This window comes from Pseudomonas triticicola (assembly GCF_019145375.1).
In the GTDB taxonomy this organism is placed as follows: domain Bacteria; phylum Pseudomonadota; class Gammaproteobacteria; order Pseudomonadales; family Pseudomonadaceae; genus Aquipseudomonas; species Aquipseudomonas triticicola.
The window spans coordinates 46602-70808 of sequence record NZ_JAHSTX010000001.1; the positions used below are offsets into that span (position 1 = coordinate 46602).

The window sequence follows — 24207 nt, forward strand, 5'->3', positions numbered from 1 at the left end:
CCATGTGTCATCAAAGATTAACCATTGGGTGAGAAAATGCCTGACTCCTCGCAACTCGTTATCGGCGCTGGTCCGGCCGCGCAACCCATCGCTCAGGCCATGCGCCTGGCCAACCGCCACGGGCTGATCGCTGGCGCTACCGGCACCGGTAAGACCGTGACCTTGCAGCGCCTGGCTGAAGCCTTCAGCGACGCCGGTGTGGCGGTGTTCGCCGCAGATATCAAAGGCGACCTGTGCGGCCTCGGTGCCGCCGGCAACCCGCAGGGCAAAGTGGCCGAGCGCATCGCTGGCATGCCTTGGCTCGGTCATACGCCGCAGGCTTATCCGGTGACGCTGTGGGACATCCACGGTGAATCCGGTCATCCGCTGCGCACCACGTTGAGCGAAATGGGTCCGCTACTGATCGGCAGCCTGCTCGAGCTGACCGACAGTCAGCAGTCGGCGCTGTACGCGGCGTTCAAGGTGGCGGATCGCGAAGGGCTGTTGCTGCTGGATCTCAAGGATCTGAAAGCGCTGCTCAGTCACCTCAAGGACAATCCACAGTTGCTCGGCGAAGACGCCGCGCTGATGACCACCGGTTCCAGCCAGGCGCTGCTGCGCCGCTTGGCGACACTGGAACAGCAGGGCGCCGAAGCCCTGTTCGGCGAGCCGGCGCTGCAACTCGAAGACATTCTGCAACCGGGCGCCGATGGCCGTGGACGCATCCATCTGCTCGACGCCAGCCGTCTGGTGCACGAGGCGCCGAAGGTTTACGCAACGTTCCTGCTGTGGCTGCTGGCCGAGTTGTTCGAGCAACTGCCCGAGCGCGGCGATGCTGACAAGCCGCTGCTGGCGCTGTTCTTCGATGAGGCGCACTTGTTGTTCGGCGACACGCCCAAGGCTTTGCAGGAACGCCTGGAGCAAGTGGTGCGCTTGATTCGTTCCAAAGGCGTTGGCGTGTACTTCGTCACTCAGTCGCCGGCGGATCTGCCGGATGACGTGCTGGCGCAGTTGGGCTTGCGTATTCAACACGGCCTGCGTGCGTTCACCGCCAAAGAACAGAAATCCCTGCGCGCCGTGGCGGATGGTTTTCGGCCGAATCCGGCGTTCGACAGTTTGTCGGTGCTGACTGAGTTAGGTATTGGTGAGGCGCTGGTCGGCACGCTGACCGAGAAGGGCACGCCGGAAATGGTCCAGCGCGTGCTGGTGGCGCCGCCGCAATCGCGGATCGGCCCGCTGACTGAAACCGAGCGAACCGTGCTGATCGCCGGCTCACCGTTCAAGGGCCGTTATGACAAGCCGATCGATCGCGAGTCGGCTTATGAGATCTTGATGGGACGCAAAGGGCTGGCGCCCGAGGCTGAAACACCAGCGGGCAAAGCGGCGACTGAAGAGCCGAGCCTGGCTGATCGAGCAGGAGAATTCCTCGGCACGGCGGCAGGGCAGGCGCTGAAATCAGCGATGCGTCAGGCGGCGAATAATCTTGGCAAGCAGTTGGTGCGCGGGTTGATGGGCTCTCTGCTCGGAGGCAGCAAGCGCCGCTGATCTCAGGCGAATCGGAGATCCAAACTGTGGGAGCGAGCCTGCTCGCGAAAGCGCTGTGTCATTCAACATCAATGTCGTCTGACACGGCCTCTTCGCGAGCAGGCTCGCTCCCACATGGGAATGGTGTGCACGGTCAGGTTTTGCTTTTGGCATGCGCCGCCAACCGCTCCAGCGCCGCGCGCAATCCCGGATCGCTGATCCCGTCGGCCGTCGATTGAATCGTCTCCGCCGCACTGCTGGACAAATCCATGGTGTGTCCAACCGCCCGGTGCTGGATGATCGGCGGGCGCACGCTGAATTTGATCCGGGTCAGGTTGGCGAACTCTTCGAACAATTGCAGCTGCCGTTGCAGGCGTTTCTGCTGGTAGCGCAGGCGCGTGGCCCAGTGGCCGTCAGTAACCACCAGCGACAGCTCGCCTTCGCGCCACTTGGCCACCCGGCAATGCTCGCGGGCGGCCGGTTGCAGCTGGCTTTCGAGCAGGCGCTGCAAATGCTCCAGGCGCTGGGCATGGCCGAGGATGGCTTTGAGCGGTTTGGCTTCGCGTAACAGAACGGCGGGTGCTCTGGCCGTGAGAGGGCGAAACGCCATGATCGAACACCTGAGGTAACAGAGGCGCCATGTTAGCAGAAAGCTGTGGAACCACTGGCCCATTGCTTTTGTCCCTGCTTTGCTCATTAAATCAACGCCTGACTTCTTTCCCCCGACGGGTTGAAGTTGAGCAAAACGCCCCTATTTTAAGTGAGCCCCGTCAAAGCGCAGTGCCAGCATCGTGGAACATCGCCACTTTCCTCACCACCGTTTCCGGGTAGAATGCTCGTTCGCATGCGGCCATGAGGGCTGCACGGGCGACTCACGGGGCCGCCCTCCATCCCTTTAGTGTGGAAGATCCTGCCGATATGTTTGCGCCTTTGTTAAAGAAACTTTTTGGAAGCAAGAACGAGCGTGAAGTCAAACGCATGCTCAAGACGGTGCAGCTCGTCAATGCCTTCGAAGAGCAAATGGTGGCCCTTTCGGACGATCAATTGCGCGCCAAGACCGCCGAGTTCAAGGCCCGTATCGCCAAAGGGGAAACCCTCGACAAGCTGTTGCCGGAAGCCTTTGCCGTCGCCCGCGAGGCCGGCAAGCGTGTGATGGGCATGCGCCACTTCGACGTACAACTCGTCGGCGGCATGACTCTGCACGAAGGCAAGATTGCCGAAATGCGCACCGGTGAGGGCAAGACCCTCGTGGCCACCCTGGGTGTTTACCTCAACGCACTGTCCGGCAAGGGCGTGCACGTTGTGACCGTGAACGACTACCTGGCCCGCCGTGACGCCAACTGGATGCGCCCGCTGTATGAATTCCTCGGCCTGACCGTCGGCGTCGTAACGCCGTTCCAGCCGCCGGAAGAGAAGCGCGCCGCCTACGCGGCCGACATCACCTACGGCACCAACAACGAATTCGGTTTCGACTACCTGCGCGACAACATGGCGTTCAGCATGGATGAAAAATTCCAGCGCGAACTCAACTTTGCCGTGATCGACGAAGTCGACTCCATCCTCATCGACGAAGCGCGTACCCCGCTGATCATCTCCGGTCAGGCCGAGGACAGCTCCAAGCTGTACATGGAGATCAATAAACTGATCCCGCAGCTGGAACTGCACGTCGAGGAAGTTGAAGGCCAGGTCACCAAGGCCGGTCACTACACCGTTGACGAAAAGACCCGTCAGGTCGAACTCAACGAAGCCGGTCACCAGTTCATCGAAGAAATGCTCACCCGCGTCGGCCTGCTGGCCGAAGGCGAGAGCCTGTACTCGGCGCACAACCTTGGCCTGCTGACCCACGTCTACGCCGGTCTGCGTGCGCACAAGCTGTTCAACCGCAACATCGAATACATCGTCCAGGACGGTCAGGTCGTGCTGGTCGATGAACACACCGGTCGTACCATGCCGGGTCGTCGTCTGTCCGAAGGCCTGCACCAGGCTATCGAAGCCAAGGAAGGTCTGAACATTCAGGCCGAGAGCCAGACCCTGGCCTCGACCACCTTCCAGAACTACTTCCGTCTGTACACCAAGCTGTCCGGCATGACCGGTACCGCCGACACCGAAGCGTTCGAATTCCACCAGATCTACGGTCTGGAAGTCATGGTCATTCCGCCGAACAAACCGTTGGCGCGTAAAGACTACAACGACCTGGTGTTCCTCACCGCCGAAGAGAAATACGCGGCGATCGTGGCCGACATCAAGGAAAGCATGGCCGCCGGTCGTCCGGTGCTGGTGGGTACCGCGACCATCGAGACCTCCGAGCACATGTCCGAATTGCTCGTCAAAGAAGGCATCGAACACAAGGTTCTCAATGCCAAGTTCCACGAAAAAGAAGCTGAAATCATCGCTCAGGCCGGTCGTCCGGGTGCGCTGACCATCGCCACCAACATGGCCGGTCGTGGTACCGACATCCTGTTGGGCGGCAACTGGGAAGTGGAAGTCGCTTCGCTGGAGAACCCGACTCCTGAACAGATCGCTCAGATCAAGGCCGACTGGCAGAAGCGTCACCAGCAAGTGCTGGAGTCCGGCGGCTTGCAGGTGATCGCTTCCGAGCGTCACGAATCGCGCCGTATCGACAACCAGCTGCGTGGCCGTGCCGGCCGTCAGGGCGATGCCGGTTCGAGCCGCTTCTACCTGTCGCTGGAAGACAGCCTGATGCGCATCTTCGCCTCCGACCGCGTGAAGAACTTCATGAAAGCCCTCGGCATGCAGCCGGGCGAAGCGATCGAGCACCGTATGGTGACCAACGCGATCGAGAAGGCGCAGCGCAAGGTTGAAGGCCGCAACTTCGACATCCGCAAGCAACTGCTCGAGTTCGACGACGTCAACAACGAACAGCGTAAAGTGATCTATCACATGCGTAACACGTTGCTGGCCGCCGACAACATCGGCGAAACCATCGCCGACTTCCGTCAGGACGTGCTCAACGCTACCGTCAGCGCGCACATTCCGCCGCAATCGCTGCCAGAGCAGTGGGACGTGGCCGGTCTGGAAGCGTCGATCGAGAGCGATTTCGGCGTGAAACTGCCGATCCAGCAATGGCTCGACGAAGACGATCACCTGTACGAAGAAACGCTGCGCGAGAAGCTCATGACCGAGCTGGTGGCGGCGTACAACGAGAAGGAAGATCAGGCCGGTGCCGAGGCGCTGCGCTCGTTCGAGAAGCAGATCGTCCTGCGTGTGCTGGACGACCTGTGGAAAGACCACTTGTCGACCATGGATCACCTGCGTCACGGCATTCACCTGCGCGGCTATGCACAGAAGAACCCGAAGCAGGAATACAAGCGTGAGTCGTTCACGCTGTTCTCCGAGCTGCTCGATTCGATCAAGCGCGACTCGATCCGCGTGCTCTCGCACGTTCAGGTTCGCCGCGAAGATCCGGAAGCCGAAGAGCAACGCCTGCGTCAGGAAGCCGAAGCACTGGCGGCGCGCATGCAGTTCGAACACGCCGAAGCGCCCGGGCTGGATCAGCCGGAAGCGTTGGGTGAAGAGGTCGATGTGGCACTGGCCACCGCCGCTGCCCCGGTTCGCAACGAGCAGAAGCTGGGCCGCAACGAACTGTGCTACTGCGGTTCGGGCAAGAAATACAAGCATTGCCACGGGCAGATCCAGTAAAACCCGTTTCAATCGCTGAACACCCCGCGCCGCGACCGGCTCCTGCCGTCGCGGCGTTTTGCCATTTATCCCACCGTCCTTTCCCGTGGCGGTGCTGACATCATTGAGTAAGGAGCGCATTCATGGCTGTTGGTCTTGGTCCTTTGCCAACGTTGCACCCGGTTGCCGGTTTTGAACTCGGTATCGCCTCGGCCGGCATCAAGCGCCCGGGGCGCAAGGATGTAGTGGTGATGCGCTGTGCTGAAGGTTCGACCGTGGCTGGCGTGTTCACCCTGAACGCGTTCTGCGCCGCGCCGGTGATCCTGGCGAAAAAGCGCGTGCACAATGCCGTGCGTTACTTGCTGACCAACACCGGCAACGCCAACGCTGGCACCGGTGAACCGGGCCTGGCCGCTGCCGAGCGCACCACCGCCAAACTGGCCGAGCTGACTGGCGTTGATGCCGATCAGATCCTGCCGTACTCCACCGGTGTAATCGGCGAGCCACTGCCGGTCGAGAAAATCGAAGGCGCACTGCAAGCTGCGCTGGACGACCTTTCGGAAAACAACTGGGAAGCCGCCGCCACCGGCATCATGACCACCGACACGCTGCCGAAGGGCGCCAGCCGCCAGTTCGAGCATGACGGCGTGACCATCACTGTCACCGGCATCAGCAAAGGCGCCGGCATGATTCGCCCGAACATGGCGACCATGCTGGGTTACATTGCCACCGATGCCAAGGTCTCCCGCGAGGTGCTGCACAACCTGATGCTCGACGGCGCCAACAAGTCGTTCAACCGCATCACCATCGACGGCGACACCTCGACCAACGACTGCTGCATGCTGATCGCCACTGGCAAGGCCGCGCTGCCCGAGATCACCCGCGCTGAAGGCGAGCTGTTCGGCAAGCTGAAGCAAGCGGTGTTCGAAGTGTGCATGGACGTCGCCCAGGCCATCGTGCGCGACGGCGAAGGCGCGACCAAGTTCGTCACCGTTGAAGTGAATGGCGGCGGCAACCATCAGGAATGCCTGGACGTCGGCTACACCGTGGCGCACTCACCGCTGATCAAGACTGCGCTGTTCGCCTCCGACCCGAACTGGGGCCGTATCCTCGCCGCCGTGGGCCGTGCCGGTGTGCCGGACCTGAACGTGAGCAAGATCGACGTATTCCTCGGCGACGTGTGCATCGCCAGCCGTGGCGCTCGCGCCGCGACCTACACTGAAGCCCAGGGTTCGGCGGTGATGCAGCAGGAAGAAATCACCATTCGCATCGAACTGGGTCGCGGTGATTGCAGCGAAACCATCTGGACCACCGACCTGTCGCATGAGTACGTGAAGATCAACGCTGAATACCGTACTTGACCTGATCCGGGACCGAGCCGCTCCATTCGCGAGCAGGCTCGCTCCCACAGGGTATTCTCGCTGCAGCTCGGTTCTCTGTGGGAGCGAGCCTGCTCGCGAAAGCGGCGGTCCAGACACAACCCATTCAGAAGCATTCCTCTGACGAAAAGGCGCCACACCATGTCCCTGCACCTGATCATCGGCGACAAACTGCTTTCCTCCTGGTCCCTGCGTGCGGCACTGGCGCTGGAGATGACCGGCGCACCCTACAGCGAAGAGCTGATCAAGCTCGGCAAGCCCGACACCCGCGAGCGCCTGCTCAAGCATTCGCCGACCGGCAAAGTGCCGCTGCTGCAAACCACCCGTGGCACGATTGCCGATTCGCTGGCCATCGCTGAATATCTCGCCGAACAGTTTCCGTCCGAGCAACTCTGGCCGAGCGATACCTTCGCCCGCGCCCAGGCCCGCTCGGCCTGCGCACAGATGCACAGCGGCTTCTTCGCCATGCGCAATCACATGCCGTTCAACCTCAGCCAGGACGCACCGCTGAACCCGGTGCCGCCGGAAGTGAAGGTGGATATCGAACGCATGCTCGCGCTATGGGCCGAATGCCGCGCAGCAGCCACGGAAGAGGGGCCATACCTGTTCGGTCGTGTCAGCCTCGCCGACGCCTTTTTCGCGCCGATCGCCGTGCGCCTGCGCACCTATCAGGTGAAGTTGCCGGCAGTCGACGAAGCTTATGTTGAAACCCTCTACCAATGGCCCGCCTTCAAGGCGTGGCAAAAGGCTGGACTGGAGGAATTGAATCCGTGAAACGCGTCCACGTCGCCGCTGCCGTCATCCGTGACGGTGCCGGCAAAATTCTTATCGCCCGCCGTGCCGACACCCAGCATCAGGGCGGCTTGTGGGAGTTTCCCGGTGGCAAGGTCGAGGCTGACGAATCGGTCGAATCGGCACTGGCTCGCGAGCTGCACGAAGAGTTGGGCATCGTCGTTGATGCTGCGCGGCCGCTGATCAAGGTTCGCCACGATTACCCGGACAAACAGGTGTTGCTGGATGTCTGGGAAGTCTCGGCGTTCACCGGCGAACCCCATGGCGCAGAAGGCCAGCCTTTGGCTTGGGTCTCTGCCAGGGAGTTGATCAACTATGAGTTCCCGGCGGCCAATCAGCCGATCGTCGCGGCAGCGCGCTTGCCTGCCGAATACCTGATCACTCCGGAAGATCTGGAAGGCCCGGCACTGTTGCGCGGCATCCAGAAGGCGATCGCCGGCGGCGTCAAATTGATCCAGCTGCGCGCACCCAACGGCTACGACCCGAAATACCGTGATCTGGCGGTGGATGCGGTGGGCCTGTGCGCGGGCAAGGCACAGTTGATGATCAAAGGGCCGTTCGAATGGCTCGGCGATTTTCCGTCTGCCGGTTGGCACATCACCGCTGCGCAACTGCGTAAATACGCGGCGGCAGGACGTCCGTTGCCGGCCGAGCGCTGGCTCGCGGCGTCGTGCCATAACGCCGAAGAGCTGGCGCTGGCCGAGCAGATGGACGTCGACTTTGTCACCCTGTCGCCGGTGCAGCCGACGCTGACGCACCCGGATGCACAGCCGTTGGGGTGGGAGCAGGCACAGGCATTGATCGACGGTTTCAGTAAACCGGTGTTCCTGCTCGGTGGAGTAGGGCCGGCGGAGCGCGAGAAGGCGTGGGGTGCTGGGGCTCAGGGTGTGGCGGGGATTCGGGCGTTCTGGCCAGAAGCTTGATTCTCGATTGAGGCTACCGGCCTCTTCGCGAGCAGGCTCGCTCCCACAGTGGATTGCATTTCTCCAGTCAGAATGCAGGCAAATGTGGGAGCGAGCCTGCTCGCGAAGGCGTCCTGACAGGCGCTACTTTCCTTCAGGTTTCGCCGCCGGCTGCCACAAAATCTCCGCAACCCCCTGCCGCCGCGCAATCAACCGCGCCACAACAAACAGCAAATCCGACAACCGATTGATATACGCCAGGCCAACCCCGGCCAATGGCTCCAGCGCATTCAAATGCTGACAGCGGCGCTCGGCACTGCGCGCCAGACTGCGGCAGACATGCGCCTGCGCAATCAGCATCGAACCACCCGGCAAGATGAAGTTTTCCAGCGGCCCCAGCTCTTCATTCCACACATCGATCGCCGCTTCCAGCCGCTCGATTTCGGCCTCGTTGAGAGCCTGATATTCCGGCATCGCCAGTTCACCGCCGAGGTCGAACAGGCGATGCTGACACGGCGCCAGCACGTCGATGATTTCATTCAGCCCCGGATGCACTGCGCGCTCGGCGAGCAAACCGGCGAGCAACACGCCGACCTGACTGTTCAGCGTATCGACCTCGCCGATCGCCTCGATGCGCGGGTGATCCTTGGGGACGCGACGGCCGTCACCGAGGCCGGTCTCGCCTTTGTCGCCGGTGCGGGTGTAGATCTTCGACAGGCGAAAGCCCATGGGTTACCTCGGTAGTGAATTGGTTTCGGTGGTCAACGGCGCCGGTTGCGCGAGCGGCAAGCGCAGGGTGAAGCAAGTACCCTGACCGGGTGCCGACTGCACTTCCATCTGGCCTTTGTGGTTGTTGGTGATAATGAAGTACGACACCGACAGACCAAGCCCCGTGCCCTGGCCGATTTCCTTGGTGGTGAAGAACGGCTCGAAGGTACGCTTGCGCACGTTCTCGCTCATGCCGATGCCGTTGTCCTCGACCTGAATCTCGGCCCACGGCGGATTAAGCCGGGTGCGCAGAATGATCCGCCCCGGTTCGCTGTCGTCTTCGCGCTGGTGGATCGCCTGTGCGGCGTTTTTCAGCAGGTTGAGCAGCACCTGTTCCAGCTCGTTGGCGGTGCCCGGCACTGGGCCCAGTGCCGGGTCGAACTGGCGGATGATTGCCTGGCCCTTGAAGTCGAAACCGATGGCCAGATCGAAGTCGTTACCGGCGATTTCCACGGCTTGATCGATCAGCGCCGGCAGATCGCACGGCGCCATTTGCCGGGTGCTGCGGCGGCTGAAGCTGAGCATGTGCGTGACGATCTTCGCCGCGCGGGCGCCGGCCTGCTGAATGCCGTCGAGCAATTGCGGGACTTCGCGGCCTTGCAGGTAGCGGTTCACCGTGTCCAGTTCGATGCCCAGTTGCTCGGCGGTCTCGATGTTCTTCGGCAGATCCGCCGACAGCCGCCGACGAATGTTCTGCACGTTGTGCAGGATCGCGCCGAGCGGGTTGTTGATTTCGTGGGCCATGCCGGCCGCAAGGCCACCGACCGAGAGCATCTTTTCTGACTGCACCATCATTTCTTCCAGCGACAGACGCTGAGTGATGTCATCGATTCGGATCACCACGCCACGCCCGGCACCGCCCATCAGCGGATAAAACGTCAGCGCATAATGCTTGGGTTCATCGTCCTTGAACCACGTCACCCGGTCGACTTTGGCCACGGTGTGTTGTTCGACGGTGGCCTTGAGCTGCGGCAAGAATGGTTTGAGCGGCTCGAAGGCGAGGAAGATCGGCTGGTTCAGCGCCTCATCCAGGCGTGTGCCGGAGAGGGCGCTGGCTTCCTGGTTCCACTGGGTGACGTAAAGCTGCTCATCGAGAGCGATCAGCGCCGACGGCATCGAGTCAATGATGCTATTGAGGTAATTCTGGAAGCCGGTGAGTTTCTTCTCGATCTTACTGCGCACCTGGACTTCCAGCTCCAGTTTGCGGTTGGTGTGGCGGGTTTCCTCGGCCAGCCCCTGCGCCTGGTCGTAGGCGGCCTGCGAGTCGTCGCGGGCGCGTTTCAATTGCTGCTCGCGGGCTTCGATGCGCGAAAGCATGGTGTTGAACGCCTCGGCCAGGCTGCCGATTTCGTCATGGTTGCCGCGTGCAGCGCGCAGGGCGTAGTTCTCTTCGCGGGTGACCTGCCGCGACAGTTCTTCGAGCTGATGAATCGGCCGGGTAATCAGGCGCTTGATCTGCCGGGCGATGACCAGCCACAGCAGTACGCTGAAGATCAGGATGCCGAGGCTGGCGGTCAGAGTGCCGGTGTAGAACGCCATCGGCAGTTCGCTGCTGGCGACCAGCAACAGATGCCCCGGCGCGGCACCGGGGCGGGGCAGGGTGATCAGTTGATTGCTGCGAAACTCGGTGAGTTGCCAGGCTTCGACGTGGCGGTAGCGCTCGGGCAGGCTGAGTTTTTCGCCGCGCTGCACTTGCGCCAGGCGTTCACCCTTGCCGTCGTACAGGGCGGCGGCGCGCAGCGGTGAATAACTGTCGAGCTCCTTGAGCAGGCGCTCGGCGCTGCGCGGCGACTCCAGCGCATCGCTGACCAGACTCGGATTGGCGATCAGCCGGCCGATGGTCTGCAGGGCCTGAGGCGCCATGCTTTCCTGAGAAATGTAGTAGGCGGCGCTGATAAAGGTCAGGTTGGCGACCAGCAGAACCGTGGTCAACAACACCAGCAGGGCGGCCAGCAGTTTCTGGCCGACCGGCAGGTTTTCAAGGCGCTGGCGCAATGGCATCAGGTTTATCGCAGCAGGGGAACAAGTGGTCAGCCTAGCGGCTGCTCAGTCGCTGGGCAATCCACGCTTGTGCAGATGAGCGATCAGGCGTTGCTGCAACTGGTGCAGATGCGGCAGATGCAACTGATGGCGCTCGGCAACTTTGCAGGCGTGGCCCAACAGATAGCTGATCTCGGTGCGGCGCTGGTTGGCGACGTCCTGATACATCGAAGAGTAATTGGCAGCGGTGGCGTGGATCACTCGTTCGACTTCCGCTTGCAGGTTTTGCGCCGCAGCCGGCTGGCCGCAGCTCTCCAACAGTTCAGCCAGTTCGGCGCAGAGCGTGGCGACTTCGCAGTGATGCTCGCTCAGCCCGCCGTTGCGGCAATCGTGCAGCACGGTCAGCGGGTTGATCGCGCAGTTCAGCGCCAGTTTGCGCCACAGTCGAGTGAGGATGTCAGCGCTCCACTCATGGGGGATGTTCGCCGCTTGCAGATCGTCCAGCCAGACCGGCGCCAGCGGATTTGCCGCATCGCCCAGCCAGTTGAAACCGTGACCGGCAAACACCACGCGCCAATCGCCATCACGGAACGCGCCCTCGGTGCTGGAAGCGCTGATGCAGCGCGCTTGCGGCACGCGCGCGGCGACGGCGTCCTGACTGCCGAGGCCGTTCTGCAGCAGGATCAGTTCGGCGTCCGGAGCAAGGCGGGAAGCGAGGCGGGCGACGGCCTCTTCGGCGTCATAGGCCTTGCACGCAACCAGCAATCGGCGAATCGGCTCGGGGCTGTCCGGGGTTTCGCCGGGAACTGCATAGGTATGAGCTTGTCCGTTTTCTACCAGGGTCAATCCGCCCACTGCCTCGTAGCTTTGCAAGCGCGCCGCATCACGCAGGATCAGGCGCACCGGCAAGCCGGCGCGAGCCAGACGTGTCGCCCAGAGTGTGCCGAGGCTGCCGGCGCCAAGTACGTGCCAGGTGGTCGACATCAGTTTTTTGCTCGATTGCTTGCAGGCATGTGCGGCTCGCCGTATCGGTAGGAAAAGACCCGTTATAATGAGCCCGATTTTAACCGCAAGCCAAGCGCGCTCCATCCACATCGAGCGCGCCTTTTTATTGGAGAGATTACATGCCGTCGTTCGACGTGGTATCCGAACTGGACAAACACGAACTCACCAACGCGGTCGAGAACGCCGTGAAGGAACTCGATCGTCGTTATGACCTGAAAGGCAAAGGCAGCTTCGAGTTCAAGGAAAAAGACCTGACCGTCAGCCTCACCGCCGAAGCCGCTTTCCAGCTCGAAGCGATGATCGAAATCCTCAAGCTGGCGCTGACCAAGCGCAAGATCGACGTGCAGTGCCTCGAGGTCAAGGATGCTTACGCGTCCGGCAAGCTGATGAAGCAGGACGCCATCCTCAAGGAAGGCATCGACAAAGAGCTGGCGAAGAAGATCGTCGGCCACATCAAGGAAGCCAAGCTCAAGGTCCAGGCCGCGATTCAGGGCGAGCAGGTGCGTGTCACCGGCAAGAAGCGCGACGATTTGCAGGAAGCCATCGCGGCCCTGCGTGCCAAGGAATTCGGCATGCCGCTGCAGTTCAACAACTTCCGCGACTAAGCTTGGTCTGAAGGCTATGTGGGAGCGAGCCTGCTCGCGAATGCGGTGTTTCATTCAGCGAAAAGTTGACTGACACGCCGCATTCGCGAGCAGGCTCGCTCCCACAGTTGTTTTGAATACACCCCGGGAAGCCGGAAATCAGGAGATAGAACATGGATTTGAATGCGGAAGTGGACCACCTGGTCAAGGCGTCCCAGGCGTGGATCCCGATGATCATGGAATACGGCAGTCGCGTACTGCTGGCGGTGATTACCCTGGCCATCGGCTGGTGGCTGATCAACAAAGTCACGCAAAAACTCGGCGGTCTGCTGGCTCTGCGCAATGCCGATCTGGCGCTGCAAGGCTTCATCAGCAGCCTGGCCAACATCATTCTCAAGGTGCTGCTGATTGTCAGCGTCGCGTCGATGATCGGCGTCGAAACCACCTCGTTCGTCGCGGCCATCGGTGCTGCGGGTCTGGCGATCGGCTTGGCCTTGCAGGGCAGCCTGGCGAACTTCGCTGGCGGTGTGCTGATTCTGCTGTTCCGCCCGTTCCGCATCGGTGACTGGATCGAAGCCCAAGGTGTAGCGGGTACCGTCGACAGCATCCAGATTTTCCACACTGTGCTGCGCACCGGCGACAACAAGACCATCATCGTGCCCAACGGCAATCTGTCGAACGGCATCATCACCAACACCAACCGTCAGCCAACCCGCAAAGTCGTGTTCGATGTGGGCGTGGATTACGAAGCGGATCTGCAGAAGGCCCGTCAGGTATTGCTGGATCTGGCCAAGGATCCCCGAGTCATGCAGGACCCGGAGCCACAGGCAGTGATTTCGACATTGGGTGACAGCTCGATCACTGTTTCCCTGCGGGTATGGGTGAAAACTGCGGACTATTGGGATGTGATGTTCATGTTCAATGAACAGGCGCGAGATCGTTTGAAGAGTGCCGGTATTGATATTCCGTTTCCGCAGCGGGTTATACGTGTAGTGCAGGAATCGGCGACACAATGATAGGTTGCTAGCTAAGTACTAGCTTTGCTAGTCAGTCTTTTAAATAAGTGAAAATAAAAAGGCCCATCCGAAGATGGGCCTTTTTTTATGCTTTGAAACTAACCACTGACAATTACAAGATGTTCAGCGGGTACTCGGTGATCAGACGGAACTCTTTGACATCGCCTTCACCTTCATCAGCGTTGGCAACGTGCCATGCTTGACGAATGCGGAAGGACAAGTCTTTGGCCGGGCCGCTCTGAACAACGTACTTGGCTTCAAAGTTGGTTTCGTGGTGTTTGCCATCTTCACCATACAGACCGGCGTATGCGCTGCCTGCTGGAGTGTTGGTACCGTCAATGTCCCAACCTTTGACGTAACGAACCATGAAGCTAAGGCCTGGAACACCGTACTCGGCCATTTTCAGGTCATAACGAGCCTGGATGGATTTCTCGCCAGGGGCGTTGAAGTCAGAGTACTGGATCGAGTTGGCGAGGAAGATCGAGTCGCCGCCACGGTTGTTCTTGCCCACACCGATGTAGTCGAACGGGGTATCGCCGTTGACCTTCTGGAAGCCCAGGGTAAAGGTGTGTGCCTTCAGGAACGACAGCGCGGTAGCCAGCGAGAATGCGGTGTTGCTGATGTCGCCCGCTTCAGCGCTGCCGGTGTCGGTGGTGCGGTAGATGTTGAAGTCGGTGTTCAGTGAAGTATCACCACCGAACGGGGTGGTCAGGTTCACGTTGGCGTAGTACTGGTTCCAGATGTCTTCCAGCTTGGCGCCGTACAGCGATGCACTGAGGTTGTCAGTGATCGAGTACTTGCCGCCGAAGTAGTCGATGTTGTTCGCTTCAACACCGGCGTAGGTAGCGTAGAGGCCGCCATCGCGTGCGTTCTTGTCCTGGCTGGAGCCGGAGTAGAAGTGGCCGGCTTCCAGGTCCAGATCTTTCACTTCGCTGCTCTGCAACTGGAAGCCAGTGGCAGTTTGCGGAAGGATGCGGGAACCACCGACAGCGAACACTGGAGAAGTGCTTGGCTGCATGTCGCCGAATTTCAGTTCGGTCTTGGAGACACGGAACTTGATGGAAGCGCCTGCCTTGCCCTGACTGTCGTTGACGTCGCGGGCATAGCCGTTGGCCTTGACGGTATCGCTACGGCTCATGTTGCCAGTACCGGAAGTACCGTCACCGCCATCCAGTTTCAAGGCCAGATAGCCGTATGCATCAATACCTACACCCACGGTGCCCTGGGTATAACCGGAGGTGAAGTTGCCGAGGAAACCCTGGGTCCAGTCTTTCTGGTCACGGCCACCGTTCTTGTTGTCGCGGTTGAAGTAGTAGTTCTTCAACGTCTCGGTGAGTTTCGCACCTTCAACAAAACCTTTGGCTTCTGCCTGGTCATCTACGAACGGGGCGGCCGTAGCCAACTGCGAACTGGCTGCTGCTGCAACTGCCAGTGCGATCATGCTCCACTTCATCACGCGCATCGTGATTTGCTCCTTTGGTTTTAGAAGAGTACTGCCGTCCCACCTGTTTTATTATCTGGGCGGCTCTTTCTTTTTGTGTCGGCGCAAACTTATATCACGCCGACAATGTTGGCGATACTTGCGAAACCAACCTTTCAGCTTCTTTACGGCGTTGTCGCAAAAGGAGCGCTGGATGTCGCAAATTCACAGTACCAATGCAGCCGGACTGACAACTTTATCGCTGTTTTCGAGCCTTTTTGCATCAGTAAAAAAGAGTCCCTGGCAAAACACTTGAATCTCCATCGGGCAACCCTGCCACTGTTTTTATTGGCTTCAGGCGACCACTTCCAGTGGTGCGCTTATAGTCCATACCGTTACGAATGCAACAAGCGTGCACAAACCGCAAAATCGCTGCGGTTATTTTTTTCCTTGGCGTCCGGATATGTGAAAACCTTGTGAAAACGGGGCCTCGGGGCTGTTTTGTTGCGGGCTTGACGATGATCTCCCAATGGTGTTGCAACGCACCAAAGGCGCGCAGGACAACCAAAAACGTTACCGGTTCACCCCGCATTGAGTATTTGGCGGATGCCCGACCCACTGAGCGTAGACGTGTTGTGCAGTTTTGGTGCAAAAAAATCACCATCGGGCCCGAGTAAAACTGGCGCCGCCCGATTCGAGGGTCGACAGATCAGGGGTTTTCATGCGGATCTTCACGTCAAGGCTCATGTCCGGGGCTGTATTGGTGCGTCGGCGAGATAAATGTCTTATGTAGGCGCGCTTACTGAATTACTGTCGGAGGGAAGCGTGAAGCCCGCTGCATTCGCAGGTATGCTGCCGTTCTGTCGCTTGGCGCGCTGCTTTTACGGCGCCGCCGCTAAGCTGAGTCATAGGATCAGCGGGAGTGCTCACAGTGTTTGCTTTGGATTCACGACTTCAACAGGACGCCCTGGTCATCGGCGACTTTCCGTTGTGCCGGCTGTTGCTGACCAACGACAGCAATTACCCTTGGTTCATCCTGGTACCTCGGCGCGAGGATATCAGCGAGTTGTTTCAGTTGGATGTCGCCGATCAGCAACGGTTATGGCGGGAAACCACCACCCTTGCCGAGTTACTCAAGGATTCGTTCGACGCCGACAAGCTGAACGTGGCAACCCTGGGTAACGTTGTCAGTCAGTTGCACATGCATGTCATCGTGCGTAAACGCGACGACGCCGCTTGGCCGGCGCCGGTCTGGGGCAGACACCCGGCCAAGCCGTACAGCGCGGAACAGGTAGCAGCCATTCGCGAGCGCTTGCGTATGGTGCTGACCGAAGAATTCACCTTTGTGGAGGGCTGAGTCATGAGCCTTGAAGAGCGCGTAACCGATCTGGAAAGCCGTCTGGCCTTTCAGGATGACACCATTCAGGCATTGAACGATGTGCTGGTGGCCCAGCAGAGAGTCATCGAGCGCCTGCAGTTGCAGATGGAGGCGCTGATCAAGCGTCACGAAGAAATGGTCGGGCAGTTCAGTGCTTTTGAAGAAGATGCGCCACCGCCGCATTATTGAGTCATTCGGCAGGCATAAAAAAACCGCGGACAGCCAGGCTGTTCGCGGTTTTTTTGCTTTGGATCAGCGACGCGGCAGAGCGGCGATCACGTCCTCGGCTTGCAGGCCCTTGTCGCGGTTCATCACCGAGAACTCGACGCGCTGGCCTTCCACCAGAACACGGTGGCCTTCGCCACGAATGGCGCGAAAGTGCACGAAAATATCATCGCCGGAATCCCGGGAGATAAACCCGAAACCCTTGGAAGTGTTGAACCACTTCACGGTGCCGGTATCGCGATTGCTCATGTCATAGGTAGTCGGCGCAGCGGCCGGTGACGATTTGTAGAAGCTGACAGCCAAATGCAGCAGCACGGCAACCAGGGCGATCACCAGGCTGAACAACACCGCCGGCTGGCCAGCGATGACCGGCATCGGCGCGATCAGGGTCAAAGTTTGCAGGACGACGGTCAGTACCAGAAGGGCGCTGACCAGATTTTGCAGATGCTGGCGCGGGCCTTTGTTCCAGTAAGGAATCACTGGAGCGATGACCAGGTTCAGCAGGCCGAAAAAGGCCAGGTAAAGTGCATCGGGCTGTTGCAGGTAAGGAACGGCTTCGGCTTTCAGGCTGGGTATGAACGACAGCAGCAAGGCTGCTGCGCCCATTAGCAGGTGGACGATTTTCAACATTTTGATTGGCTCACGTTATGACGGCTCACAAGGAAGAGCTGAAGGCGCACGGTTCGCTTCAGGACAAAATAAGAGGCGGTGGACACGTACACGGCATCAGCCTATGCGCAACACCCCGGAAAATGGGGCATTGCGACACACTGCCTATTTAACAGCAAAGCCTGCGGCTACTCAAATCAGCCCGGCCAGCGGCAGAGAAACGGTCGATTTGTCGCAGTTCGATCACGGATTGATAGCTGCGAGCCGGCGCTTGCCTTGCTAAAGTGGGGCTGAACCTGCTGGATGAATTCAATCACTGTTAGGGGGTAAGCATGGCAATTGATATCGGTATCAGTGAAGAAGACCGCAAATCCATCGTCGAAGGGCTGTCGCGACTGCTGTCGGACACCTATGTGCTGTATCTGAAAACCCATAACTTTCACTGGAACGTCACCGGCCCGATGTTCCGCACGCTGCACCTGATGTTTGAAGAGCAATACAACGAGCTGGCGTTGGCCGTCGATTCGATCGCCGAGCGTATCCGTGCGTTGGGCTTCCCGGCGCCGGGTGCCTACGCGACCTATGCGCGTCTTTCTTCTATTAAAGAAGAAGTCGGTGTGCCGAGCGCCGAAGACATGATCAAGCAATTGGTCGAAGGCCAGGAAGCGGTGACCCGTACCGCGCGCGGCATTTTCCCGTTGCTGGACAAGGTCAGCGATGAGCCGACCGCTGACCTGCTGACCCAGCGCATGCAAGTGCACGAGAAAACCGCATGGATGCTGCGCGCGCTGCTCGAGGAATGACCCGGCCGCTGCGGACGGCGTGAGGTCGTCCGCATGCTCTCCAGACTCTTACCGTTGTCGTTGGCTTATCCTACGAGGCTGGTCAACAAGTCGTATGGCGCTAACTTTGTCACTGGGTTTTTATGAGGGCGCAGGATGTTGCCTTATAAATCAGCAGTCATGGCAAAGGAGTGTCAACGCTATGGTAGAAGGAGAAAGGCGAAGCGACAGGATGTCGGCTTCGCGGCACGTAATCAAAGTCGACCCGTTTGTCAGCGAGTTCGACATGAATCTGATCCGGCCGCTGTCGCGGTCTATTCGCCTCAACGGTTTTGCGACCTGCCTGCGCCTGGAGCAGGTCTACTGGAACATCCTCGGCGGCATGGCCGAGGACAATCATTGTTCGATCAGCACACTGTTATCCCACGTTGATCGCGAGGTGCATCTGCGCTACGGCGGGGTGAAGAATTTCAGTGCGCTGGTACGGGTGGTTTGTGTCATGAACGGGATCAAAGGCCTGGCACCCGCAGTTTCGCGTTGAAATGCCGGTTGCAACGAGGTTGCAGGCTGTGCAGTGTTACGGCTGCACAGCCTGCATTTAATCGATATAATCCCGCGCTTTCGCCGCAAAGCCCCGCGCGCGGCAGCAATCTGATCGCCGAGACACCTCCATGCCAATGTACGATTACCAATGTGCTTCCTGTGGTCATCAGTTGGAAGCCATTCAGAAGATCAGCGACGCACCGTTGGTCGACTGCCCTGCCTGCCAGGCGCCCGAACTGAAGAAGCAGCTGTCCATGCCGGGTTTTCGCCTCAGCGGCAACGGTTGGTACGAGACCGACTTCAAGACCGGAGCCAAGAAGAATCTGGCCGGTGGCGACAAAGCTGACTAGGGTTCCAACCCTGAACGAACGACACGCGTGAGTTTCCGCCTTGCTTGATGGCGGCGGGATCTCCACCGAATTTCGAATTACGAGAAGCGAACCACACCATGATGCGCAGCCACTATTGCGGCCAACTGAACGAAAGCCTGGAAGGCCAGGAAATTACCCTTTGCGGATGGGTTCACCGTCGCCGCGACCACGGCGGGGTGATTTTCCTCGACATCCGTGATCGTGATGGTCTGGCCCAGGTGGTGTTCGATCCGGATCGCGCCGAGAGCTTCGCCGCCGCCGACCGCGTACGCAGCGAATACGTCGTGAAGATCACCGGCAAGGTGCGTCTGCGTCCGGCCGGCGCGACCAACGCCAACATGGCCTCGGGCATGATCGAAGTGCTGGGTTATGAACTGGAAGTGCTGAACGAGTCGGAAACCCCGCCGTTCCCGCTCAACGAGTTCTCCGACGTCGGCGAAGAAACCCGCCTGCGCTATCGCTTCCTCGACCTGCGTCGTCCGGAAATGGCCGAGAAGCTGCGTCTGCGTTCGCGCATGACCACCAGCATCCGTCGCTTCCTCGACGAGAACGGCTTCCTCGACGTCGAAACGCCGATCCTGACCCGGGCCACCCCGGAAGGCGCGCGTGACTATCTGGTGCCGAGCCGTACCCACGCCGGTTCGTTCTTCGCCCTGCCGCAATCGCCGCAGCTGTTCAAGCAACTGCTGATGGTGGCCGGCTTCGACCGTTACTACCAGATCGCCAAGTGCTTCCGCGACGAAGACCTGCGTGCCGACCGTCAGCCGGAATTCACCCAGATCGACATCGAGACCAGCTTCCTCGATGAAAAAGAGATCATGGGCCTGACCGAGCAGATGATCCGCAACCTGTTCAAGGAAGTGCTGGATCTGGAATTCGGCGAATTCCCGCACATGACCTTCGAAGAAGCCATGCGCCGCTACGGTTCGGACAAGCCGGACCTGCGTATTCCGCTGGAACTGGTTGATGTTGCCGACCAGCTCAAAGAAGTCGATTTCAAGGTGTTCAGCGGCCCGGCCAACGATCCGAAGTGCCGCATCGCCGCACTGCGCGTTCCAGGCGGGGCGAGCATGCCGCGCAAGCAGATCGACGACTACACCAAGTTCGTCGGCATCTACGGTGCCAAGGGCCTGGCGTACATCAAGGTCAACGAGCGTGCTGCCGGTGTTGAAGGTCTGCAATCGCCGATCGTGAAGAACATCCCTGAAGACAAGCTCAACGTGATCCTTGATCGCGTTGGCGCAGTCGATGGCGACATCGTGTTCTTCGGTGCCGACAAGGCCAAGATCGTCAGCGAAGCCCTGGGCGCGCTGCGTATCAAACTCGGTCACGACCTGAAGCTGCTGACCTGCGAGTGGGCGCCAATGTGGGTCGTCGACTTCCCGATGTTCGAAGAGAACGACGACGGCAGCTTCTCGGCGCTGCACCACCCGTTCACTGCACCGAAGTGCACCCCGCAGGAACTCGAAGCCAACCCGGCCGGCGCACTGTCCCGTGCGTACGACATGGTGTTGAACGGCACCGAGCTGGGCGGCGGTTCGATCCGTATCCACCGCAAGGAAATGCAGCAAGCGGTATTCCGCCTGCTGGGCATCAACGAAGCGGAACAGGAAGAGAAGTTCGGCTTCCTGCTCGACGCGCTGAAGTACGGTGCACCGCCGCACGGTGGTCTGGCCTTCGGTCTGGACCGTCTGGTGATGCTGATGACCGGCGCCCAGTCGATCCGTGAAGTGATCGCCTTCCCGAAAACCCAGAGTGCTGCCGACGTGATGACGCAGGCTCCGGGCGTAGTGGATGCCAAGGCACTGCGCGAGCTGCACATTCGCCTGCGCGAAACGCCAAAGGCTGAGTAAGACGGGCCTGAAGGCGCATCTTCGGATGCGCCTTTTTTCTTTCTCAGGTCGAATTTTTCAATTGCCGGCCGCTGCCTCGGCGGGGCGGGCAAGGTTTCAAAAAGCATTCGGAGCAAGTTATGGCAGGTCATTCCAAGTGGGCAAACATCAAGCACCGCAAAGAACGTCAGGATGCCAAGAGGGGCAAGATCTTCACCAAGTGGATCCGTGAACTGACCGTTGCGGCCCGTCAGGGTGGCGGCGATCCGGGTTCCAACCCGCGTCTGCGTCTGGCTCTGGACAAGGCGTTGAGCGCCAACATGAGTCGCGACATCATCGATCGCGCCGTTGCGCGCGGTGCCGGTGCCACTGAAGCGGACAACGTTGAAGAACTGACCTACGAAGGTTACGGCCCGGGCGGCGTGGCGGTGATGGTCGAGTGCATGACTGACAACCGTAACCGCACTGCCGCAGCCGTGCGTCACGCGTTCAGCAAGTGTGGCGGCAACCTCGGCACCGATGGTTCGGTGGCGTATCTGTTCGAGCGCAAGGGCCAGATCAGTTTCGCCCCGGGTGTCGATGAAGACGCACTGACCGAAGCAGCGCTGGAAGCCGATGCCGATGACGTGGTCACCCACGAAGATGGTTCGATCGACGTATTTACCTCGTTCACCGGTTTCTATGCGGTGCGCAACGCGCTGGAAGCGGCCGGGTTCAAGGGCGACGACGCGGAAATCGTCATGCAGCCGACCACCAGCGCCGAGCTGGATCTGGAAGGTGCGGAGAAGGTGCTCAAGCTGATCGACATGCTTGAGGACCTGGACGACGTGCAGAACGTCTATTCCAACGCGGATATCCCGGAAGACGTCGCCGCTCAGCTTGGCTGATGTAAATAGAAAGGTTGCAGTTTTTTGCTGGCTCTACACTTCCTCTGTAGGAGCTGCCGAAGGCTGCGATCTTTTGATCTTTTAAAAACACAAAGATCGCAGCCTTCGGCAGCTCCTACATGTACCCTCAGCTTTCGCATCATTTTCTGCAGGCGTTATGACTCTAATTCTTGGTATCGACCCCGGTTCGCGCATCACCGGTTACGGGATCGTTCGCGATACCGGGCGGGGCGGCTGCATCTATGTGGCCTCGGGCTGCATTCGCACCGGGTCCGGCGAGCTGCATGAACGTCTGCAAATTGTCTATCGCGGCGTGCGCGAAATCATCAAGACCTACGGCCCGGTGACCATGGGCATCGAAAAGGTGTTCATGGCGAAAAACGCCGACTCGGCGCTGAAGCTCGGACAGGCGCGGGGCGCTGCGATTGTCGCCGGCGCCGAAGAGTGTCTGGAAATCGCCGAGTACACCGCCACGCAAGTCAAGCAGGCCGTCGTCGGCACCGGTGCGGCCAATAAGGAGCAGGTGCAGATGATGGTCATGCACATGCTCAAGTTGACCAGCAAGCCGCAGATCGACGCCTCCGACGCCCTCGCGATCGCCATTTGCCATGCGCATACGCGCTCAAGCCTGCTGCCGCACGGGCTGGGAACCGCACGCAGTCGTGGCGGGCGCCTGCGTCTCTGATAGCATCAGCATCAATTTTCCTGAAAGTGGTTTTGCGGCGCCTGTGTTGCCGGCGTGCAAGCCACCTTCAATCGTCGCCAGCCCACGGCTGGCCAGCGCTCAAGGATTCAAAACGTGATTGGACGCTTGCGCGGCACCCTGGCTGAGAAACAGCCGCCGCACCTGATTCTCGATGTCAATGGCCTCGGCTATGAGGTGGAAGTGCCGATGACCACGCTTTATCGGTTGCCGTCGGTCGGTGAACCGCTGACCCTGCACACCCATTTGGTCGTACGCGAAGATGCGCAGTTGCTCTATGGTTTTGCCGGCAAGCGTGAGCGAGACTTTTTCCGCGAGCTGATCCGTCTCAACGGCGTCGGGCCGAAACTGGCGCTGGCGTTGATGTCGAGCCTGGAAGTCGATGAGCTGGTGCGCTGCGTGCAGTCTCAGGACACTTCGGCGCTGACCAAGGTGCCGGGGGTTGGCAAGAAGACCGCCGAGCGTCTGCTGGTTGAATTGAAAGATCGCTTCAAGGCCTGGGAAACCTCGCCGGCGATGTTCGCGCTGGTGCCGAATCAGCCGGACGGCCCGGCGCCGGTCAACAGCGCCGAGACCGATGCGGTCAGCGCGTTGATCTCGTTGGGCTACAAGCCGCAGGAAGCGAGCAAGGCGATTTCCGCGATCAAAGACAAGAACCTGAGCAGCGAAGACCTGATCCGCCGCGCTCTGAAGGGAATGATTTAAGTGATTGAAGCTGATCGTCTGATCGCCGCCGCGCACAGCCCGCGCGAGCGCGAAGAAGTCCAGGATCGGGCCATCCGCCCGGTCAGCCTGGCCGACTACATTGGCCAGCCGACCGTGCGCGAGCAGATGGAGCTGTTCATCCAGGCTGCGCGTGGCCGCAGTGAATCCCTCGATCACACCCTGATCTTCGGCCCACCGGGGCTGGGCAAGACCACGCTGGCCAACATCATTGCCCAGGAAATGGGTGTGTCGATCAAGAGCACCTCCGGGCCAGTGCTGGAACGCCCGGGTGATCTGGCCGCGTTGCTGACCAATCTTGAGCCGCACGACGTGTTGTTCATCGACGAAATCCATCGTCTATCGCCGATCGTTGAAGAAGTGCTGTATCCGGCGATGGAAGATTTCCAGCTCGACATCATGATCGGCGAGGGGCCGGCAGCGCGCTCGATCAAACTGGATCTGCCGCCATTCACACTGGTCGGCGCCACCACCCGCGCCGGCATGCTGACCAATCCGCTGCGTGATCGCTTCGGTATCGTCCAGCGCCTGGAGTTCTACAGCACTGCGGATCTGGCAACGATCGTCAGTCGTTCGGCGGCGATTCTCGGTCTGCCGCTGGATCCGGAAGGTTCGTTCGAGATCGCCCGTCGTGCCCGTGGCACGCCGCGAATTGCCAACCGTCTGCTGCGTCGGGTGCGCGACTTTGCCGAAGTCCGCGCCAAGGGCCACATCACCAAAGCGGTGGCGGATCTGGCGCTGAACCTGCTGGATGTCGACGAGCATGGTTTCGATCATCAGGATCGACGCCTGCTGCTGACCATGATCGAGAAGTTCGACGGCGGCCCGGTCGGTATCGACAGTCTGGCGGCGGCGATCAGTGAAGAACGCCACACCATTGAAGACGTGCTCGAACCGTATCTGATCCAGCAGGGCTATATCATGCGCACGCCACGGGGCAGGGTGGTGACGCGGCATGCCTACCTGCACTTTGGTTTGAATGTTCCGTCACGCATGGGCGAGATGCCCGTGGCAGACGAGTTTCTCGACGCCGTCGACGATTGATACACATTTGCTGGTGATTTATTCAGGGTTTGTACTGTCAGACGACGGTACTTTTGCGTTAAAGCTTTGAAACTACGAAAAACAGTTGTCTGGCCGGATTGGCAACCTGAGGAGTAAGCACT

Annotated in this window: 23 protein-coding genes; 17 read left to right on the forward strand and 6 right to left on the reverse strand. The window is 59.9% G+C overall.

Going from position 1 to position 24207, the window contains the following annotated elements; all coding sequences use genetic code 11:
* Window positions 1-36 precede the first annotated feature (36 nt).
* Window positions 37-1524: a helicase HerA-like domain-containing protein gene (locus KVG85_RS00150; RefSeq protein WP_217862648.1), complete on the forward strand. Its 1488-nt coding sequence runs from the start codon at window positions 37-39 to the stop codon at window positions 1522-1524.
* A 133-nt stretch (window positions 1525-1657) separates the two neighbouring features.
* Here the strand turns inward: KVG85_RS00150 and KVG85_RS00155 are convergent, their stop codons facing one another.
* A complete protein-coding gene (locus tag KVG85_RS00155; protein ID WP_016773483.1) occupies window positions 1658-2113 on the reverse strand; it encodes a DUF721 domain-containing protein in 456 nt (151 codons plus the stop codon).
* A 308-nt stretch (window positions 2114-2421) separates the two neighbouring features.
* On the opposite strand from KVG85_RS00155, the gene secA reads away from it, so the two are divergent.
* From secA to KVG85_RS00175, 4 genes are all read left to right on the forward strand, one after another.
* Complete coding sequence (gene secA / locus KVG85_RS00160) at window positions 2422-5163, forward strand: preprotein translocase subunit SecA (protein ID WP_217862650.1); 2742 nt, start codon at window positions 2422-2424, stop codon at window positions 5161-5163.
* Window positions 5164-5285: 122 nt separating this feature from the next.
* Window positions 5286-6503 carry a bifunctional glutamate N-acetyltransferase/amino-acid acetyltransferase ArgJ gene (argJ, locus tag KVG85_RS00165; RefSeq protein ID WP_217862651.1) on the forward strand — a complete coding sequence of 406 codons (1218 nt, stop codon included), beginning with the start codon at window positions 5286-5288 and terminating at the stop codon, window positions 6501-6503.
* 159 nt (window positions 6504-6662) lie between these two features.
* Entirely contained in the window at window positions 6663-7295 is a 633-nt protein-coding gene (locus KVG85_RS00170) for a glutathione S-transferase family protein (protein WP_217862653.1), read from the forward strand.
* Window positions 7292-8236, forward strand: a complete 945-nt coding sequence (locus tag KVG85_RS00175) for a Nudix family hydrolase (protein ID WP_217862655.1) — start codon at window positions 7292-7294, stop codon at window positions 8234-8236. Before KVG85_RS00170 ends, KVG85_RS00175 begins: the two co-directional genes overlap by 4 nt.
* A 123-nt stretch (window positions 8237-8359) precedes the next feature.
* Here KVG85_RS00175 and KVG85_RS00180 read toward each other — a convergent pair whose 3' ends face one another.
* Genes KVG85_RS00180 through KVG85_RS00190 form a run of 3 tightly spaced genes read right to left on the reverse strand, consistent with a single transcriptional unit; the run spans window position 8360 to window position 11947 of the window.
* Window positions 8360-8944: a cob(I)yrinic acid a,c-diamide adenosyltransferase gene (locus KVG85_RS00180; protein WP_217862657.1), complete on the reverse strand. Its 585-nt coding sequence runs from the start codon at window positions 8942-8944 to the stop codon at window positions 8360-8362.
* A 3-nt stretch (window positions 8945-8947) separates the two neighbouring features.
* The gene (locus KVG85_RS00185; protein ID WP_130910016.1) at window positions 8948-10984 is read right to left on the reverse strand and encodes a sensor histidine kinase; all 2037 of its coding nucleotides are present in this window, start codon (window positions 10982-10984) and stop codon (window positions 8948-8950) included.
* A 45-nt stretch (window positions 10985-11029) separates the two neighbouring features.
* Complete coding sequence (locus KVG85_RS00190) at window positions 11030-11947, reverse strand: putative 2-dehydropantoate 2-reductase (RefSeq protein WP_217862659.1); 918 nt, start codon at window positions 11945-11947, stop codon at window positions 11030-11032.
* Between the two features lie 140 nt (window positions 11948-12087).
* Between KVG85_RS00190 and KVG85_RS00195 the strand changes: the two genes are divergently transcribed.
* Complete coding sequence (locus tag KVG85_RS00195) at window positions 12088-12573, forward strand: YajQ family cyclic di-GMP-binding protein (protein WP_016773491.1); 486 nt, start codon at window positions 12088-12090, stop codon at window positions 12571-12573.
* A 152-nt stretch (window positions 12574-12725) separates the two neighbouring features.
* A complete protein-coding gene (locus tag KVG85_RS00200) occupies window positions 12726-13568 on the forward strand; it encodes a mechanosensitive ion channel family protein (RefSeq protein WP_217862661.1) in 843 nt (280 codons plus the stop codon).
* Between the two features lie 112 nt (window positions 13569-13680).
* On the opposite strand, the gene KVG85_RS00205 is transcribed toward KVG85_RS00200, so the two are convergent.
* On the reverse strand, window positions 13681-15030 hold the full coding sequence (locus KVG85_RS00205) for an OprD family porin (protein WP_206421668.1): 1350 nt from the start codon (window positions 15028-15030) through the stop codon (window positions 13681-13683).
* A gap of 889 nt (window positions 15031-15919) precedes the next feature.
* Here KVG85_RS00205 and KVG85_RS00210 point away from each other — a divergent pair.
* Together KVG85_RS00210 and KVG85_RS00215 are read left to right on the forward strand one after the other, a co-directional pair.
* Window positions 15920-16345: an HIT family protein gene (locus tag KVG85_RS00210; protein ID WP_217862663.1), complete on the forward strand. Its 426-nt coding sequence runs from the start codon at window positions 15920-15922 to the stop codon at window positions 16343-16345.
* A 3-nt stretch (window positions 16346-16348) separates the two neighbouring features.
* Window positions 16349-16555, forward strand: a complete 207-nt coding sequence (locus KVG85_RS00215; protein ID WP_217862665.1) for a SlyX family protein — start codon at window positions 16349-16351, stop codon at window positions 16553-16555.
* A gap of 63 nt (window positions 16556-16618) precedes the next feature.
* Here the strand turns inward: KVG85_RS00215 and KVG85_RS26090 are convergent, their stop codons facing one another.
* Window positions 16619-17221, reverse strand: a complete 603-nt coding sequence (locus tag KVG85_RS26090) for a cold-shock protein (protein ID WP_016773496.1) — start codon at window positions 17219-17221, stop codon at window positions 16619-16621.
* A 311-nt stretch (window positions 17222-17532) separates the two neighbouring features.
* Here KVG85_RS26090 and KVG85_RS00225 point away from each other — a divergent pair, with 311 nt between their 5' ends.
* The 8 genes from KVG85_RS00225 to ruvB all read left to right on the forward strand — a co-directional run bounded on the left by KVG85_RS00225 (window position 17533) and on the right by ruvB (window position 24085).
* A complete protein-coding gene (locus KVG85_RS00225; protein ID WP_016773497.1) occupies window positions 17533-18003 on the forward strand; it encodes a Dps family protein in 471 nt (156 codons plus the stop codon).
* Between the two features lie 181 nt (window positions 18004-18184).
* Entirely contained in the window at window positions 18185-18523 is a 339-nt protein-coding gene (locus KVG85_RS00230; protein ID WP_217862667.1) for a ribbon-helix-helix domain-containing protein, read from the forward strand.
* A 130-nt stretch (window positions 18524-18653) separates the two neighbouring features.
* A complete protein-coding gene (locus tag KVG85_RS00235) occupies window positions 18654-18875 on the forward strand; it encodes an FmdB family zinc ribbon protein (protein ID WP_016773499.1) in 222 nt (73 codons plus the stop codon).
* Window positions 18876-18973: 98 nt separating this feature from the next.
* The gene (aspS, locus tag KVG85_RS00240; protein WP_064365013.1) at window positions 18974-20749 is read left to right on the forward strand and encodes an aspartate--tRNA ligase; all 1776 of its coding nucleotides are present in this window, start codon (window positions 18974-18976) and stop codon (window positions 20747-20749) included.
* A 119-nt stretch (window positions 20750-20868) separates the two neighbouring features.
* Window positions 20869-21615 carry a YebC/PmpR family DNA-binding transcriptional regulator gene (locus KVG85_RS00245; RefSeq protein ID WP_024014089.1) on the forward strand — a complete coding sequence of 249 codons (747 nt, stop codon included), beginning with the start codon at window positions 20869-20871 and terminating at the stop codon, window positions 21613-21615.
* 157 nt (window positions 21616-21772) lie between these two features.
* Window positions 21773-22300 carry a crossover junction endodeoxyribonuclease RuvC gene (gene ruvC / locus KVG85_RS00250; protein ID WP_016773501.1) on the forward strand — a complete coding sequence of 176 codons (528 nt, stop codon included), beginning with the start codon at window positions 21773-21775 and terminating at the stop codon, window positions 22298-22300.
* 114 nt (window positions 22301-22414) lie between these two features.
* Window positions 22415-23023, forward strand: coding sequence for a Holliday junction branch migration protein RuvA (gene ruvA, locus KVG85_RS00255; RefSeq protein WP_024014088.1), 609 nt, complete (start codon window positions 22415-22417; stop codon window positions 23021-23023).
* Window positions 23024-24085, forward strand: coding sequence for a Holliday junction branch migration DNA helicase RuvB (ruvB, locus tag KVG85_RS00260; RefSeq protein WP_024014087.1), 1062 nt, complete (start codon window positions 23024-23026; stop codon window positions 24083-24085).
* Window positions 24086-24207: the final 122 nt, after the last annotated feature.

Excerpts from the sequence above, each read along its gene's own strand:
- KVG85_RS00200 (WP_217862661.1), top strand. The coding sequence starts at position 12,726 with ATGGATTTGAATGCGGAAGTGGACCACCTGGTCAAGGCGTCCCAGGCG.
- KVG85_RS00185 (WP_130910016.1), bottom strand. The coding sequence starts at position 10,984 with ATGCCATTGCGCCAGCGCCTTGAAAACCTGCCGGTCGGCCAGAAACTG.
- aspS (WP_064365013.1), top strand. The coding sequence starts at position 18,974 with ATGATGCGCAGCCACTATTGCGGCCAACTGAACGAAAGCCTGGAAGGC.
- KVG85_RS00235 (WP_016773499.1), top strand. The coding sequence starts at position 18,654 with ATGCCAATGTACGATTACCAATGTGCTTCCTGTGGTCATCAGTTGGAA.
- KVG85_RS00245 (WP_024014089.1), top strand. The coding sequence starts at position 20,869 with ATGGCAGGTCATTCCAAGTGGGCAAACATCAAGCACCGCAAAGAACGT.
- KVG85_RS00150 (WP_217862648.1), top strand. The coding sequence starts at position 37 with ATGCCTGACTCCTCGCAACTCGTTATCGGCGCTGGTCCGGCCGCGCAA.
- KVG85_RS26090 (WP_016773496.1), bottom strand. The coding sequence starts at position 17,221 with ATGTTGAAAATCGTCCACCTGCTAATGGGCGCAGCAGCCTTGCTGCTG.
- KVG85_RS00225 (WP_016773497.1), top strand. The coding sequence starts at position 17,533 with ATGGCAATTGATATCGGTATCAGTGAAGAAGACCGCAAATCCATCGTC.
- argJ (WP_217862651.1), top strand. The coding sequence starts at position 5,286 with ATGGCTGTTGGTCTTGGTCCTTTGCCAACGTTGCACCCGGTTGCCGGT.
- KVG85_RS00215 (WP_217862665.1), top strand. The coding sequence starts at position 16,349 with ATGAGCCTTGAAGAGCGCGTAACCGATCTGGAAAGCCGTCTGGCCTTT.
- KVG85_RS00195 (WP_016773491.1), top strand. The coding sequence starts at position 12,088 with ATGCCGTCGTTCGACGTGGTATCCGAACTGGACAAACACGAACTCACC.
- KVG85_RS00205 (WP_206421668.1), bottom strand. The coding sequence starts at position 15,030 with ATGCGCGTGATGAAGTGGAGCATGATCGCACTGGCAGTTGCAGCAGCA.
- KVG85_RS00180 (WP_217862657.1), bottom strand. The coding sequence starts at position 8,944 with ATGGGCTTTCGCCTGTCGAAGATCTACACCCGCACCGGCGACAAAGGC.
- KVG85_RS00190 (WP_217862659.1), bottom strand. The coding sequence starts at position 11,947 with ATGTCGACCACCTGGCACGTACTTGGCGCCGGCAGCCTCGGCACACTC.
- secA (WP_217862650.1), top strand. The coding sequence starts at position 2,422 with ATGTTTGCGCCTTTGTTAAAGAAACTTTTTGGAAGCAAGAACGAGCGT.
- ruvC (WP_016773501.1), top strand. The coding sequence starts at position 21,773 with ATGACTCTAATTCTTGGTATCGACCCCGGTTCGCGCATCACCGGTTAC.
- KVG85_RS00170 (WP_217862653.1), top strand. The coding sequence starts at position 6,663 with ATGTCCCTGCACCTGATCATCGGCGACAAACTGCTTTCCTCCTGGTCC.
- KVG85_RS00155 (WP_016773483.1), bottom strand. The coding sequence starts at position 2,113 with ATGGCGTTTCGCCCTCTCACGGCCAGAGCACCCGCCGTTCTGTTACGC.
- KVG85_RS00230 (WP_217862667.1), top strand. The coding sequence starts at position 18,185 with ATGGTAGAAGGAGAAAGGCGAAGCGACAGGATGTCGGCTTCGCGGCAC.